Here is a 13,892-nt window from a genome sequence, read left to right as displayed (position 1 = left end):
GCGGTGGCTTCCGGTGGACAGGGAGGAGGTGAGGCGGGTCTTGCCGCCGTAGGCTGCGCTGAGGTCCTTGGGAACCATCACGCGCAGTTGGTAGACCCCTTCCCGCAGAAGAGTCCAGGCAGTTTGGCCATGGTCATTTTGTTCATCGGCGTTGGACAAAGTGACACATGAAACTGACACACGGAGGGGCCGGAGAGCCGCTACAGGCTCGAAACCCGCGCCAGCTCTCACTTCCAACAATGAAAGGTGACGAGCCTTACCCCCGGCACTGGCTCCACAGTTAGGGCTGCTTGGTTCCCCACCTGACCCGGTTGGCCGCTTCACCATGCGGGGAGGCCCGTCAGGATGGATTGTAGGCTAGGTCGCGGCGGCCGGCACGCGAGGGGGCTCTGCGGGGAGCAACTTAGAATCGCGGCAATGTCCTATCTCGTGCTCGCCCGCAAGTACCGGCCCAAGACCTTCAGCGAAATGGTCGGCCAGGAGCACGTCGTGCAGGCCCTGTCCAACGCGCTGGAGCAGCAAAGGCTGCACCACGCCTACCTGTTCACGGGCACGCGCGGCGTGGGCAAGACCACGGTGTCGCGCATCCTGGCCAAGTCGCTCAACTGCCAGGGGGCGGACGGGCAGGGCGGGATCACGGCCGCGCCGTGCGGCGTCTGCCAGGCCTGCGCCGACATCGACAGCGGCCGCTTCGTCGACTACACCGAGTTGGACGCGGCCTCCAACCGCGGCGTGGACGAGGTGCAGTCGTTGCTGGAGCAGGCCGTCTACAAGCCGGTGCAGGGCCGCTTCAAGGTCTTCATGATCGACGAGGTGCACATGCTCACCGGGCACGCGTTCAACGCGATGCTCAAGACTCTGGAAGAGCCGCCCGAATACCTCAAGTTCGTGCTGGCCACCACCGACCCGCAGAAGGTGCCGGTGACGGTGCTCTCGCGCTGCCTGCAGTTCAACTTGCGGCCGATGGCGCCGGAGACGGTGCAGGACCACCTGGCCACCGTGCTGGCGGCGGAGGCGGTGCCGGCCGAGGCGCAGGCGCTGCGGCTGATCTCGCGCGCCGCCCGCGGTTCGATGCGCGATGCGCTGTCGCTGACCGACCAGGCCATCGCCTTCGGCGCCGGCCAGCTGCAAGAAGCGGCGGTGCGCCAGATGCTGGGCAGCGTCGATCGCAGCCATGTGTTCAGGCTGCTGGAAGCACTGGCGCAGTCGGACGGCAAGACCGTGGTGGAGATCTCCGAGGCTTTGCGCCTGCACGGCTTGAGCGCGGCGGCGGCGCTGGAGGAAATGAGCATGGTGCTGCAGCGCATGGCCGTGTTGCAAGCCGTGCCGGACGCCTCGCACCCGGCCGACGACGAGGCCGCCGCCATCGCGCGGCTGGCCGCGTCGATGCCGGCCGACGAGACCCAGCTGCTCTACAGCATCTGCCTGCACGGCCGCGCGGAGCTGGGCCTGGCCCCGGACGAATACGCCGGGCTGACGATGGTGTTGCTGCGGTTGCTGGCGTTCAAGCCGCACAGCGCTCAAAAAAAAACTTTGAATGAGGGCGCGGCGGCGCCTTTGCCCGGCCCTGAAGTGGCTGCGCCGCCCCAGCCTGCGAATCCGCCCGAAGCTGCGCCCGCTCGGCTGGCGGCAAGCGAAGCGCACCCCAGCCTGCCCGCGCCCATCGCTCAATCCCCGCGCCCGACCGCCCCGCCGGGCCAAGTCCTTTCCGTGGTCGAGCCTCGCCAGGCGCCACCGCGCCCCGGCGCCTTTCCGCCGCGCAATGGCAATGGCGACGTGCTGGGCGTGCCGGTGCGCACGCAGCCCGAGCCCTTGCGCGAAGCGCCGACCGGGGCGCCGGCTGTGGCGGCCACGCCCGAGGGCGACTTCTGGCAGGCGACCGTGCAGGAGCTGGTCGAGCGCGAAGCCATCGCCGCGCTGGTGCGCGAGCTGGCGCTGCAGTCCCAGCTGGTGGGCCGCGACGTCGGCCACTGGATGCTGCGGGTGGAGCGCGAGTCGCTCAACCAGCCGGCCAGCCGCGAGCGGCTGCGCGCGGCGCTGGAAGCCGCCGGGCACGCGGTGCAGCTCACGGTCGAAGTGGGCGCCGTCACCGACAGCCCGGCGCGCCGCAATGCCCAGGCCGCGGCCTTGCGCCAGCAGGCCGCGGAGCAGATCATCCTGAACGATCCGTTCGTGCAGCAGATGCAGCGTGACTTTGGGGCGAAAATCGTCCCTGGCAGCATCAAACCCGTACCGAAACACTAGAGAGAGACATCCATGTTCAACAAGGGACAGCTCGCCGGCCTCATGAAGCAGGCCCAGGCGATGCAGGACAACATGAAGAAGGCGCAGGAAGAACTGGCGCTGATCGAGGTCAGCGGCGAGGCCGGCGCCGGGCTGGTGAAGGTCACCATGACCTGCAAGCACGACGTCAAGCGCGTCACCATCGACCCCAGCCTGCTGGGCGAAGACAAGGACATGCTGGAAGACCTGGTGGCCGCGGCCTTCAACGCCGCCGTGCGCAAGGCGGAAGAGACCAGCAACGAGAAGATGGGCAAGCTGACGGCAGGGCTGCCGCCCGGCATGAAGCTGCCTTTCTAGCGCTTGGCAGAGCCTTCCCTCCAGGCGCTGGTCGACGCCCTGCGCCGCTTGCCGGGTGTGGGCGTCAAGTCCGCGCAACGCATGGCCTTCCACCTGCTGCAGCACGACCGCGAGGGCGCGCAGGTGCTGTCGCGCGCGCTGGCGCAGGCGGCCGGCCACGTGCGCCATTGCAGCGAGTGCCACACCTTCACCGAGGACGAGGTGTGCGCCACCTGCCGCAGCCCGCAGCGGGACCGCGGCAAGCTGTGCGTGGTGGAGACCCCCGCCGACCAGGCCGCGGTGGAGCGCACGCAGGCCTACCAGGGCCTGTATTTCGTGTTGATGGGCAAGCTCAGTCCGCTGGACGGTATCGGTCCCAGGGAGATCGGCTTGTCGAAGCTGTTCGACCGGGCGACCGATGGCCAGGTGCAGGAGGTGATCTTGGCAACGAACTTCACCGCGGAAGGCGAGGCCACCGCGCATGTGATCGCCGAAGCGCTCAAGCAGCGCGGGCTGAAGGTCACGCGGCTCGCGCGTGGCGTGCCCGCCGGCAGCGAGCTCGAATACGTGGATCTGGGAACCATCGCCCATGCGCTGGTGGACAGGAGAACGAAGTGACGACGCCGATGACTTTCGGATTCACCGTGGCCTACTGGTGCGTGCTGATCGCCGCCCTGCTGCCGATCGCCTGCGCCGGGCTGGCCAAGTGGCACGGCTTTGGCAAGCCGCGCCGCGACGGCGGCTACGACAACGTGGAGCCGCGCGCGTGGCTGGCGCGGCAGGAGGGCTGGCAGGCGCGCGCCAACGCGGCGCAGGCCAACAGCTTCGAGGCGCTGCCGTTCTTCATCGGCGCGGTGATCATCGCCCACCAGCTTGGCGCCACGCAGGCCAAGCTGGACATCCTGGCGCTGCTGTTCGTCACGCTGCGCATCATCTACGTGGCGATGTACGTTGCCGGCCTGGCGACGCCGCGTTCGCTGGTGTGGGCCCTCGCGCTGCTGGTCAATATCGCGATCTTGTTCAGCGGATACCGCTAGGAGCCTGCTCGCGCGTTACGTGAAAACCCGCACGGGCTAGTCCCGATGCGGGTCGGGGCGAGAGCGCACTAACCTGCGGTCAACCCATAAGAATTGCAGCGAGGCTTTTCCATGTTGAACCTGTCACTCGGCCGCCGGCGCTTCGTGGCGCTGGCCGCCGCGGCCGTCGCAGCGCCTGCGCTGCGCGCGCAGGGCAGGCCCGAGAAGAGCAAGGTTTCCATCGCCGTCGGCGGCAAGTCCGCCATCTACTACCTGCCCTTGACGGTCGCCGAGCAGCTCGGTTACTTCAAGTCGGAGGGCCTCGACCTCGAGATTTCCGATTTCGCCGGCGGCGCGCCCGCGCTGCAGGCGGTGCTGGCCGGCTCCGCCGACGTGGTGAGCGGCGCCTACGAGCACACCATCAACCTGCAAAGCAGGAACCAGGTGTTCCAGGCGTTCGTGCTGCAGGGGCGCGCGCCGCAGATCGCCATGGGCGTGTCGATCCGGGCGATGCCTCAGTACAGGGGCGTGGCCGACCTGCGCGGCAAGAAGATCGGGGTCTCCGCGCCCGGCTCGTCCACCAACATGGTGGCCAACATCGTGCTGGCGCGCGCCGGGCTGAAGGCCTCGGACGTGAGCTTCGTCGGTGTCGGCGCGTCCGCCGGGGCGCTGGCGGCGCTGCGCTCGGGCCAGGTCGACGCCATGAGCAACACCGACCCGGTGATGACGATGCTGGAGCAGAAAAGCGAAGTCCGCATCATCAGCGACACGCGCACCCTCAAGGGCACGCACGAAGTGTTCGGCGGCCCCATGCCGGCGGCCTGCCTGTTCGCGCCGATGGAGTTCGTTCAGAAGAACCCCAACACCTGCCAGGCGCTGGCCAACGCCATCGTGCACGGCCTCAAGTGGCTGCAGACGGCGGGGCCCAGCGACATCATCAAGACCGTGCCCGAGACCTACCTGCTCGGCGACCGCGCGCTGTACCTCGCTTCGTTCAACAAGGTGCGCGAGGCGATCGCGACCGACGGCCTGCTGCCTGAGGACGGGGCGCGCACGGCGCTGAAGGCGCTCGCCAGTTTCGACCCGTCCATCAAGGGCGACCGCATCGACCTGGGCAAGACCTACACCAATGACTTCGCGCGGCGGGCCAAGGAGCGGTTCAAGGCCTGAAGGCGAGGAATGACCAGCGACAGCGAAGTCACTGGCCATGCGCGAATGAAGAAGGGGCCCCGAGGGCCCCTTCTTCATTCAACGCCGGGCCTCAGCCCGCGCCGTCAGCTGTGGCGAGCGTTGTCGGGGAAGCGGTCGCGGTTGTTGCGCACGCCGTCGCCGTCACGGTCGCGGTCGTGGCGGTTGACGATGCCGTCGCGGTCCAGGTCGCCGTTCGGGCGCAGGTCGCGGGCGCTGGCGGCCCGGTTCGGCCGGTTGTCGTTGCGGTTGGCAATGCCGTCGCCATCACGGTCGCGGTCGTCGCGGTTGGCGATGCCGTCGCCGTCGCGGTCGCCGTCGGGGCCGCGGCGTTCCCAGTTGCCACCCACCAGGTGCCACTGGCCGTTGCCACGCTGCACCCAGCGCGGCTCGCGGTAGTCGTAGCCGTTGCGGGCCGCCAGCCACTGGCCTTGCACCCACACGTGCTGGTTGCCCCGCCACTCGTAATGGCCCGGCGCCCAGACATGGCCCTGGCGCGGGCCCGGAACCACTTCGTACTGGGGCGTCGGTGGCGCCACCGAGACGATGGCGGTGTACTGCGCATGGGCGGCGGCGCCGAATCCCATGAGCGAGGCGGCCATCACGGCGCCAAGGAGTGTCTTGTTGTTCATGTCGCATTCCCTTCAAGGTTGGAATGGACCCACTATGGCCGGGTTGGCTCGCCCCCAGCATCGGACCGGGACGGTACACACCGTCGGCGTTGTCCTATGTGTGGACGCGGTGCTTACAACTGGACGCGGCGGCTATACAAACCCCGCGAACAACTTCGCGTGCCGCCCTCAGCGACGCTTGTTCTTCACGATTGCGGCCCGGCGCACGGGCGCCTTGCTGACGCTGCGCACCGGCGCGCTGGCGCGCACTGGAGCCCTCCGCCGTGCCGCGGCAGCTCGCACCGGCAGGTGCAGCACGACCTGCTGGCCCGCCTTGAACACCGATGAGGCGCGGATGTCGTTCCACTCGGCCACCTGACCAGCGCTGAGGTTGTGGCGGCGCGCGATGGTCGCCACCGAGTCGCCGCGCCTGGCCTTGACCACGGTGCGCCGCGTGATGATCTCCGGCGCCAGGTTCAGTTGGGCGTTGTCCGCCACGTGGCTGGTGACGTCCTGGTGGCCAGTGCCCGAGCGCGGCACGATCAGCACCGAGCCGGCCTTGATCAGCATACGCGGCGGAATGCTGTTGACGCTGCGCATGTCGCCTTCCGACATGCCGGTGCGGCGCGCCGCCTCCGGCACGCTCATCGTGGCGGGGGCGCTCCAGGCCGTCCAGCTGGCGAACTTGCCCCGGGTGTACTCGGAGAAGTTGCGCTTGAAGACGGTGGCGTTGTCCCAGGGCAGCAGGATCTGCGGCGAGCCGGCGGCCAGGATCACCGCCCGGTTGTGCTGCGGGTTGAGCGCCTTGAAGTCGTCGAGGTTGACGTCGGCCAGCCTGGCGGCCAGTTCCACGTCCATGTCGCGCTCCAGCGTGACCGACTGGAAGTAAGGGTGGTTCTCGATCAGCGGCAGTTCGGCGCGGAACTGGTCGGGATTGGCGACGATGTTCTTGACGGCCTGCAGCTTGGGCACGTAGTTGCGCGTCTCGTCGGGCATGTTCAGCTCGGTGTACGAGGTGCCAAGCCCGGCGCGCTGGTTGGCCTTGATGGCGCGGCCGACGCTGCCCTCGCCCCAGTTGTAGGCGGCCAGCGCCAGGTGCCAGTCGCCGAACATGGTGTGCAGCCGCTGCAGGTAGTCCAGCGCGGCGCGGGTGGAGGCCAGCACGTCGCGGCGGTCGTCGCGAAACACGTTCTGCTTGAGGTCGAAGTCGCGGCCGGTGGCCGGCATGAACTGCCACATGCCGGCGGCGCGGGCGCTGGAGACGGCCTGCGGGTTAAACGCGCTTTCGATGAAGGGCAGCAGCGCCAGCTCGGTCGGCATGTTGCGGCGCTCGAGTTCCTCCACGATGTGGAAAAGGTACTTGCGCGAGCGGTCCGTCATGCGCTGGATGTAGTCCGGGCGGGTGGCGTACCACTGCTCCTGCTTGCGCACCAGGTCCTGGTCCAGGTCGGGCATCGCGAAGCCGCGGCGGATGCGGCTGAACAGGTCCGGCGGCGGCTCCAGGCCGGCGACCGAGCGCGAACCGATCTCGGAGTTCTTCAGCGCGCTGAGCGGTCCGGTGGGAATGACGGCGGGCAGGCGGGAGGCGGTGGTGTTGGCTTCGACGGCGGGCGCCAGGGCGCCACTCGACTCGGGGCCCTGTGTGGTGGCGCAGCCGGCGAGGGCAAGCGCGGCGACCAGGGCCAGGAGGTGGGACTGCTTCATCTGAATTCGTTCTTCCATTGCCGCAAGCTCGCGAACACCGCGACCGCGTCGTTTTCGTTGGCGCCGTCATGCGCGTGCGCTACCTGCGCCACCGCCGGGACCCGGGCGCGCAAGAAGGGATTGATTCTGGTTTCCAGCGCGATGCTGGAGGGCAGGGTGGGCTCGCCGCGCGCCCGCAGCGCCACGCATTGTTGCCGGTAATGCGCCAGATCCGTGTTGCGCGGTTCCACCGCGATTGCAAAGTTCAGGTTGGACAGCGTGTATTCGTGCGTGCAGCACACCCGCGTGGCTCCCGGCAACGCCGCGAGCTTGTCCAGGGACGACAGCATCTGCGCCGGCGTGCCCTCGAACAGACGGCCGCAGCCGCCGGAAAACAGGGTGTCGCCGCAAAACAGCAGCGGGGCGCCGTCGTCCGGCGCCGGGCCGCCCCCGGCCGGATGCGCCGCCTCGGGGGGCCGGGACGAAGTTCCTTGGGGGCCAGCAGTGTCGGCGCAGTAGTACGCGATGTGGCCGGCCGTGTGGCCGGGCACGTCGAACACCTCGAAGCGCAGGCCGAGGACCTCGATGGCATCGCCTTCGGACAGGCGGAGGACGGGCTCCGGGATGCGCTCGCGGGCGGGGCCCCAGACCTTGGCGCCGGTGGCCTGGCGCAGTGCATCCACGCCACCGGTGTGATCCTGGTGGTGGTGGGTGACTAGAATCGCCTCGAGTCGCAGGCCGGCCTGTTCCAGGTACGCCAGCACCGGCTGCGCATCGCCGGGGTCGACGACGAGGGCGCGCTGGCCGTCTTGCAACAGCCAAAGGTAGTTGTCCTGGAATGCGGGCAGCGGGATCAACTTCATGAGCGACCAGATTATAGGAATGCAGCAGTGGTTTGAAACCCCGCCTGGCCAGTATCTTCTGGCCTGGGAGCGGGCGGAGTTCGATCGCGCCGTCGGCGACATCTTCGGTTACCACGCGCTGCAGCTCGGTTTGCCGGAGCTGGACACGCTCGCCGCCAACCGCATGCCGCACAAGTGGCTGGCCCTGGGCGAGCCGCAGTCGCTGGCCGCCGCTGTCAAGCCGGCGCTGGTCACCAGCTACGGCGCGCTGCCGTTCGAGGAGAACAGCCTCGACCTGGTGGTGCTGCCGCACTCGCTCGAGTTGAACGTCGATCCGCACGCCACGCTGCGCGAGGTGGAGCGGGTGCTGGTGCCCGAAGGCAAGGTGGTGATCTGCTGCCTGAACCCGGCCAGCCTGTGGGGCCTGCGGCAAAAGCGCGCCCACCTCTATCGCAAGCTCGGGTTCGGCGAGCTGTACCTGCCCGACGCCGGCGACTACATCGGCTACCGGCGCCTGCGCGATTGGCTGCGGCTCTTGAGTTTCGAGGTCGAAAGCAGCACTTTCGGCTGCTGGCGACCGGCCATGGCGAGCGAGAAATGGCTGTCGCGCTACGACTGGATGGACGCGGTGGGCGAGCGCTGGTGGCCAATCTTCGGCGCCGTCTACTTCATCGTGGCCGCCAAGCGGGTGCGTGGCGTCAAGTTGATCGGGCCGCCCTGGAGGCAGGCCGTGGCGCGGGCGACCGCGCCGGTGCCGCTGGCCAACCGCAGCCACCGCAGCCACCGCAGCGGGAATCTGCCGCAACAATGAAAGTGACATGAACCAGATCGAGATCTACACCGACGGCGCCTGCAAGGGCAACCCGGGCCCCGGGGGCTGGGGCGTGCTGATGCGCTCGGGCGCCACCCAGAAAGAGCTGTATGGCGGCGAGCCCAACACCACCAACAACCGCATGGAGATGATGGCCGTGATCCAGGCGCTGGAGGCGCTGAAACGGCCGTGCGCCGTCACGCTCTACCTGGACAGCCAGTACGTGCTCAAGGGCATCACGGAGTGGCTTCCCGGCTGGAAGGCCAAGGGCTGGAAGACAGCCGCCAAGCAGCCGGTCAAGAACGTCGAGCTGTGGCAGCGGCTGGATGCGCTGGTGGCCAACGGCGGGCACACGATCGACTGGCGCTGGGTGCGCGGCCACAACGGCGACGCGGGCAACGAGCGGGCCGACGCGCTGGCCAACCTCGGGGTGGAGCAGACGCTGGGCAAGCGCTAGCGGCCGCCCCCCGCCGAAAATGTAAAGAGCCCGTAAATACCGGCATTTATTCGGCCTCCCTGGCTCTGCCCATGGCCGGCGGCAGGTGGCGCTTTGCTCACCTGCTGTTACATTGGCAGTTTGGCTGCGGGCCTGTCCGCGGCGCGCCCGCACGCACATTTTTCGACGGATCGGTAGTCATGGCATTGAAGGCAGTCCATACAGTGGTGGCGGTGGTCGGGATCGCCGCGGTGTCCGCCGGCGCCTGGTGGTTCCAGCACAAGCCGGCGCAACCCGCGGCGCAGGACAACGCCGCAGCCGCTTCGGCCGGGCCCGGTGGCGCTTCCACGACCGGCAGCGGCCCCGCTCGCGCGCCGTCGGTGGAAGTGGCGCGGGTCGAGCTGGCCACGCTGACCGATGACGCCCAGGCGGTGGGCAGCCTGCGGTCGCGCCAGAGCGTGGTGCTGCGGCCCGAGGTGTCGGGTCGGGTGACCCAGATCAACTTTCGCGATGCGCAGCGGGTGCGGCGCGGCCAGCTGCTGGTGCAGCTGGACGACCAGCTGCCGATGGCCCAGGTCAAGCAGGCCGAGGCCGAGGTCTCGATCGCCCGTGCCAACCACCGGCGCAACCAGGAACTGGTGGAAGAGAAATTCATCGCCCAGCGCGCGGTCGACGAGAGCGCGGCCCACCTGCAGGTGGCCGAGGCCAAGCTGTCGCTGGCGCGCGCCATGCTGGCCCGGCTGAAGATCGTGGCGCCGTTCGACGGCGTCGCCGGCATCCGCAACGTCAGCGTGGGCGACTACCTCAAGGACGGCGCCGACATCGTCAACATCGAAGACCTGGATGCGGTCTTTGTCGACTTCCGGCTGCCCGAGCGCTTCCAGACCAAGCTGCGGCCCGGCCAGACGGCCATGGTCGACGTCGACGCGCTGCCGGGCCAGCGCTACACCGCCGTCGTGCTCGCCATCGACCCGCTGGTGGACGCCAACGGTCGCTCGGTGGGCGTGCGCGGCTGCATCGACAACCGCCACCTGCAGTTGCGCCCGGGCATGTTCGCGCGCATCACGCCGGTGTTCGGCGTACGCGACGGCGCCCGCGTGATCCCGGAGGAAGCGATCGTGCCGCAAGCCGGCCGCCAGTACGTGTACAAGCTGGTCGACGGCCCGGACCAGGACACCCGGATCGCCCAGCGCGTCGAGATCAAGGTCGGCATCCGCCAGCCCGGCAAGGTGGAGATCACCCAGGGCCTGCAGGCCGGCGACCTGGTGGTGACGGCCGGCCAGCAGCGCATCCAGCGCGACGGCATGCCGGTGCGGGTGCTGGAACTGCCCCGTGGCGGCCAGCCCGCCACCGCCACTGCCGGCGGCCCGGGCCGCCCGGTGCCGGCGCTGGCCCAGGTGGTGCCGGCCGCGCCCGGCACCCCTTGCGGCGCCCTGGCCACCGTGCAACCGGGCGGCAACGACCGCCAGCGTCAGGCCCCGCGTCGCGCGGCCGGCTGACGCCCCAGGAGCCCCTTGATGCAGTTGCCCGAAATTGCCATCCGGCGGCCGGTGTTCGCCACCGTGCTGTCCCTGCTGATCGTGCTGGTCGGCGCGGTCAGTTTCGACCGACTGTCGGTGCGCGAATACCCGAAGATCGACGAGCCGGTGGTGACCGTCACCACCCGCTATCCCGGCGCATCGGCCGAGGTGATCGAATCCCAGATCTCCAAGCCGCTGGAAGACTCCATCGCCGGCATCGACGCCGTCGACGTGATCACCTCCATCAGCCGCGCCGAGCAAAGCCAGATCTCGGTGCGCTTCCGGCTCGAGAAAGACCCGGACGCCGCGGCCGCCGAGGTGCGCGACCGCACCGCGCGGGTGCGCAACCGGCTGCCGCAGGAAATCGACGAGCCGGTGATCGCCAAGGTGGAGGCTGACGCGTTCCCCGTCATCTTCCTGACCTTCTCCAGCGACACCATGACGCGGCTGCAGATCAACGACATGGTCGCCCGCATCGCCAAGCCGCGGCTGCAGACGGTGACCGGCGTGGCCGACGTGCGCATCTACGGCGAGCGCAAGTACGCCATGCGGGTCTGGCTGGACGCGCAGAAGCTGGCCGGCTTCAGGCTGACCTCCCAGGACGTCGAGGACGCGATCCGCCGCAGCAACCTGGAGCTGCCGGGCGGGCGCATCGAGTCGCAGCAGCGCGAGTTCAGCGTCACCTCGCAGACCGACCTGGTCCGGCCGGCGCAGTTCGGCGACATCACGATCAAGAGCGTCAACGGCTACCCGGTCAAGATCCGCGACGTGGCGCGGGTGGAGGAGGGCGCCGCAGACGAGCGCAGCGCGGTGCGCCTGAACGGCCGCGACGCGATCTCCGCCGGCGTGATCCGGCAGGCCACGGCCAACCCGCTGGAGCTGTCGCAGGGCGTGCGGGAGATGATCCCCAAGCTCAAGCAGGACCTGCCGGGCGACGTCGTGATCGACATCGCCAACGACAACTCGGTCTTCATCGACCGCTCGATCAGGAACGTCTACACCACCATCATCGAGGCCGTCGTGCTGGTGGCGCTGGTGATCTTCGTGTTCCTGCGCACCTTCCGCGCCTCCATCATCCCGATCGTGACCATCCCGGTCAGCCTGGTGGGCACCTTCGCGCTGATGGCGCTGGCCGGCTTTTCCATCAACACGCTCACGCTGCTGGCCCTGGTGCTGGCGATCGGGCTGGTGGTGGACGACGCGATCGTGATGCTGGAGAACATCTTCCGGCACATCGAGGAGGGGCTGGACCCGTTCTCCGCCGCCATCAAGGGGGCGCGCGAAATCGGCTTCGCGGTGATCACGATGACGCTGACCCTGGTGGCCGTGTACGCGCCGCTGGCGTTCACGCCCGGGCGCACCGGCCGCTTGTTCATCGAGTTCGCGCTGGCGCTGGCCGGTGCCGTGGTGGTCTCGGGCTTCGTGGCCCTGACGCTGACGCCGATGATGTGCTCGCTGCTGCTGCGCCACAACCCCAAGCCGAACTGGTTCGACCGCACCATGGAGCGGCTGCTGACCGGGCTGTCGAACGGCTACGCCCGCCTGCTGCGCTGGATCATCACGACCGGCTACCAGCCACAGCCGGGGCAGCGTGGCGCCGGCGTGATGGTGCGCCGGGTGCTCGTGCAGGCGCGCTGGCTGGTGATCGGCATCATGCTGCTCAGCGCGGTGGCGATCTCGTTCGTCTATCCGAGCATGCGCGCGGAGCTGTCGCCGATCGAGGATCGCGGCGTGATCTCGTCCAACATCACCGCGCCCGACGGCGCCACGCTGGAATACACCAACCGCTACGCCCGCGAGCTGGAACGGCTGGGCCAGCAGTACCCCGAGTTCGACCGCATCTTCGCCAACGTCGGCAATCCGTCGGTGTCGCAGGGCAACGTCACCTACCGCACGGTCGACTGGGAAGAGCGCAAGCGCAGCACCATCGAGCTGGCGCGCGAGATGGGGCCGAAGATGGCGGCGCTGCCGGGGGTGAACGCCTTTCCGATCACGCCGCCGTCGCTGGGGCAGGGCTTTCGCGACCGGCCGGTGAACTTCGTGATCCAGACCTCGGACAGCTACCAGAACCTGAACCAGGTGGTGCGCCAGATGCTGGACGAGATCGCCAAGCAGCCCGGCATCCTGCAGCCGGACGTCGATCTGCGCCTGAACAAGCCGGAGTTGCGGCTGGACATCGATCGCGCCAAGGCCGCCGACATGGGCGTGCCGGTGGACGCGGTGGCCAAGGCCATCGAGACCATGCTGGGCGGGCGCAACGTCACGCGCTACAAGCGCGAAGCCGAGCAGTACGACGTGATCGTGCAGATCCAGTCGTCCGGCCGCACCACGCCCGAGGACATCGACGGCATCTACGTGCGCGGCCGCAACGACACCGTGGTCCCGCTGTCGGCGCTGGTCAAGATCAGCGAGAACGTCAGCCCGCGCGAGTTGAACCACTTCGGTCAGCGCCGCTCGGCCACCATCTCAGCCAACCTGTCGCCCGATTACTCCCTGGGCGAGGCGCTGACCTTCATGAACCAGGCCGCCGCCAAGGTGCTCAAGCCCGGCTACACGACCGACCTGAACGGCACCTCGCGCGAATTTCGCAACTCGCAAGGCGCGCTGGCCATCGTGTTCGTGCTGTCGCTGGTGTTTATTTTCCTGGTGCTGGCCGCGCAGTTCGAAAGCTTCCTGGACCCGCTGGTGATCATGCTGGCCGTGCCGCTGTCGATGATAGGCGCGCTGCTGGCGCTCAAGTGGTCGGGCGGCTCGCTCAACGTGTACTCGCAGATCGGGCTGATCACGCTGGTGGGGCTGATCACCAAGCACGGCATCCTGATCGTGGAGTTCACCAACCAGCTGCGCGAACACGGGCTGTCCACGGTGGATGCGATCGTCAAGGCCGCGTCGCAGCGGCTGCGCCCGATCCTGATGACCACCGGTGCCATGGTGCTGGGCGCGCTGCCGCTGGCCCTGGCCAGCGGCGCCGGCGCCGAAAGCCGCCAGCAGATCGGCTGGGTGATCGTGGGCGGCATGTCGCTGGGCACGCTGCTGACCATCTTCGTGGTGCCCACCATGTACTCGGTGTTCGCCCGCGGCAAGGTGCCCGGCGCCAAGACGACGGTCGCCGCCGATACCGCGATTGCGCACCACGACCAGGACCTGGTCGCGAAGTGACGTTCGCACGGCGCAGCGCCAGGATCGGGCGCCCCGTCGTGGCGACGTAAAGCAGGAGGAGCGGGTC

Annotated in this window: 13 protein-coding genes and 1 other RNA gene; 9 read left to right on the top strand and 5 right to left on the bottom strand. The window is 68.8% G+C overall.

What is annotated here, in order from left to right; translation table 11 throughout:
* Positions 1 to 180, bottom strand: a 180-nt coding sequence (locus tag JWP65_RS20180) for a DUF6538 domain-containing protein (RefSeq protein WP_367280519.1), incomplete at its 3' end; no start/stop codon positions are given.
* Between the two features lie 65 nt (positions 181 to 245).
* Positions 246 to 342: signal recognition particle sRNA small type (gene ffs, locus JWP65_RS15135), an RNA gene on the bottom strand.
* A 75-nt stretch (positions 343 to 417) separates the two neighbouring features.
* Between ffs and dnaX the strand changes: the two genes are divergently transcribed.
* The 5 genes from dnaX (at position 418) to JWP65_RS15110 (ending at position 4,745) form a co-directional block, all read left to right on the top strand.
* Complete coding sequence (gene dnaX / locus JWP65_RS15130) at positions 418 to 2,244, top strand: DNA polymerase III subunit gamma/tau (RefSeq protein WP_299765170.1); 1,827 nt, start codon at positions 418 to 420, stop codon at positions 2,242 to 2,244.
* Positions 2,245 to 2,256: 12 nt separating this feature from the next.
* On the top strand, positions 2,257 to 2,580 hold the full coding sequence (locus tag JWP65_RS15125; protein ID WP_299765167.1) for a YbaB/EbfC family nucleoid-associated protein: 324 nt from the start codon (positions 2,257 to 2,259) through the stop codon (positions 2,578 to 2,580).
* Between the two features lie 3 nt (positions 2,581 to 2,583).
* Positions 2,584 to 3,177: a recombination mediator RecR gene (recR, locus tag JWP65_RS15120; RefSeq protein WP_299765165.1), complete on the top strand. Its 594-nt coding sequence runs from the start codon at positions 2,584 to 2,586 to the stop codon at positions 3,175 to 3,177.
* Positions 3,178 to 3,185: 8 nt separating this feature from the next.
* A complete protein-coding gene (locus JWP65_RS15115) occupies positions 3,186 to 3,596 on the top strand; it encodes an MAPEG family protein (RefSeq protein ID WP_299765172.1) in 411 nt (136 codons plus the stop codon).
* 111 nt (positions 3,597 to 3,707) lie between these two features.
* Positions 3,708 to 4,745 carry an ABC transporter substrate-binding protein gene (locus tag JWP65_RS15110; RefSeq protein ID WP_299765163.1) on the top strand — a complete coding sequence of 346 codons (1,038 nt, stop codon included), beginning with the start codon at positions 3,708 to 3,710 and terminating at the stop codon, positions 4,743 to 4,745.
* Positions 4,746 to 4,849: 104 nt separating this feature from the next.
* On the opposite strand, the gene JWP65_RS15105 is transcribed toward JWP65_RS15110, so the two are convergent.
* The 3 genes from JWP65_RS15105 to gloB form a co-directional block, all read right to left on the bottom strand.
* On the bottom strand, positions 4,850 to 5,395 hold the full coding sequence (locus JWP65_RS15105) for a YXWGXW repeat-containing protein (RefSeq protein ID WP_299765161.1): 546 nt from the start codon (positions 5,393 to 5,395) through the stop codon (positions 4,850 to 4,852).
* Positions 5,396 to 5,563: 168 nt separating this feature from the next.
* Positions 5,564 to 7,078 carry a transglycosylase SLT domain-containing protein gene (locus JWP65_RS15100; protein WP_299765159.1) on the bottom strand — a complete coding sequence of 505 codons (1,515 nt, stop codon included), beginning with the start codon at positions 7,076 to 7,078 and terminating at the stop codon, positions 5,564 to 5,566.
* The gene (gene gloB, locus JWP65_RS15095) at positions 7,075 to 7,920 is read right to left on the bottom strand and encodes a hydroxyacylglutathione hydrolase (protein WP_299765158.1); all 846 of its coding nucleotides are present in this window, start codon (positions 7,918 to 7,920) and stop codon (positions 7,075 to 7,077) included. The genes JWP65_RS15100 and gloB overlap by 4 nt, the downstream gene beginning before the upstream one ends.
* On the opposite strand from gloB, the gene JWP65_RS15090 reads away from it, so the two are divergent.
* From JWP65_RS15090 to JWP65_RS15075, 4 genes are all read left to right on the top strand, one after another.
* A complete protein-coding gene (locus JWP65_RS15090; RefSeq protein ID WP_299765156.1) occupies positions 7,919 to 8,710 on the top strand; it encodes a class I SAM-dependent methyltransferase in 792 nt (263 codons plus the stop codon). The two genes, gloB and JWP65_RS15090, sit on opposite strands and share 2 nt — an antisense overlap.
* A 7-nt stretch (positions 8,711 to 8,717) precedes the next feature.
* The gene (gene rnhA, locus JWP65_RS15085) at positions 8,718 to 9,167 is read left to right on the top strand and encodes a ribonuclease HI (RefSeq protein WP_299765154.1); all 450 of its coding nucleotides are present in this window, start codon (positions 8,718 to 8,720) and stop codon (positions 9,165 to 9,167) included.
* A 179-nt stretch (positions 9,168 to 9,346) separates the two neighbouring features.
* On the top strand, positions 9,347 to 10,645 hold the full coding sequence (locus JWP65_RS15080; protein ID WP_299765152.1) for an efflux RND transporter periplasmic adaptor subunit: 1,299 nt from the start codon (positions 9,347 to 9,349) through the stop codon (positions 10,643 to 10,645).
* 18 nt (positions 10,646 to 10,663) lie between these two features.
* Positions 10,664 to 13,825, top strand: a complete 3,162-nt coding sequence (locus tag JWP65_RS15075) for an efflux RND transporter permease subunit (protein ID WP_299765150.1) — start codon at positions 10,664 to 10,666, stop codon at positions 13,823 to 13,825.
* Positions 13,826 to 13,892: the final 67 nt, after the last annotated feature.

Origin of the sequence: Ramlibacter sp., assembly GCF_028292805.1 — a bacterium.
In the GTDB taxonomy this organism is placed as follows: Bacteria; Pseudomonadota; Gammaproteobacteria; order Burkholderiales; family Burkholderiaceae_C; genus Ramlibacter.
The sequence above is the reverse complement of the archived record's forward strand: the minus strand, read 5'-3'. Positions and strand labels throughout refer to the sequence as shown.

What these genes read in the sequence shown, in the direction of transcription:
- dnaX (WP_299765170.1), top strand. Translation starts at nt 418, where the DNA reads ATGTCCTATCTCGTGCTCGCCCGCAAGTACCGGCCCAAGACCTTCAGC.
- JWP65_RS15125 (WP_299765167.1), top strand. Translation starts at nt 2,257, where the DNA reads ATGTTCAACAAGGGACAGCTCGCCGGCCTCATGAAGCAGGCCCAGGCG.
- JWP65_RS15115 (WP_299765172.1), top strand. Translation starts at nt 3,186, where the DNA reads ATGACTTTCGGATTCACCGTGGCCTACTGGTGCGTGCTGATCGCCGCC.
- JWP65_RS15110 (WP_299765163.1), top strand. Translation starts at nt 3,708, where the DNA reads ATGTTGAACCTGTCACTCGGCCGCCGGCGCTTCGTGGCGCTGGCCGCC.
- JWP65_RS15105 (WP_299765161.1), bottom strand. Translation starts at nt 5,395, where the DNA reads ATGAACAACAAGACACTCCTTGGCGCCGTGATGGCCGCCTCGCTCATG.
- JWP65_RS15100 (WP_299765159.1), bottom strand. Translation starts at nt 7,078, where the DNA reads ATGAAGCAGTCCCACCTCCTGGCCCTGGTCGCCGCGCTTGCCCTCGCC.
- JWP65_RS15090 (WP_299765156.1), top strand. Translation starts at nt 7,919, where the DNA reads ATGAGCGACCAGATTATAGGAATGCAGCAGTGGTTTGAAACCCCGCCT.
- gloB (WP_299765158.1), bottom strand. Translation starts at nt 7,920, where the DNA reads ATGAAGTTGATCCCGCTGCCCGCATTCCAGGACAACTACCTTTGGCTG.
- rnhA (WP_299765154.1), top strand. Translation starts at nt 8,718, where the DNA reads ATGAACCAGATCGAGATCTACACCGACGGCGCCTGCAAGGGCAACCCG.
- JWP65_RS15080 (WP_299765152.1), top strand. Translation starts at nt 9,347, where the DNA reads ATGGCATTGAAGGCAGTCCATACAGTGGTGGCGGTGGTCGGGATCGCC.
- JWP65_RS15075 (WP_299765150.1), top strand. Translation starts at nt 10,664, where the DNA reads ATGCAGTTGCCCGAAATTGCCATCCGGCGGCCGGTGTTCGCCACCGTG.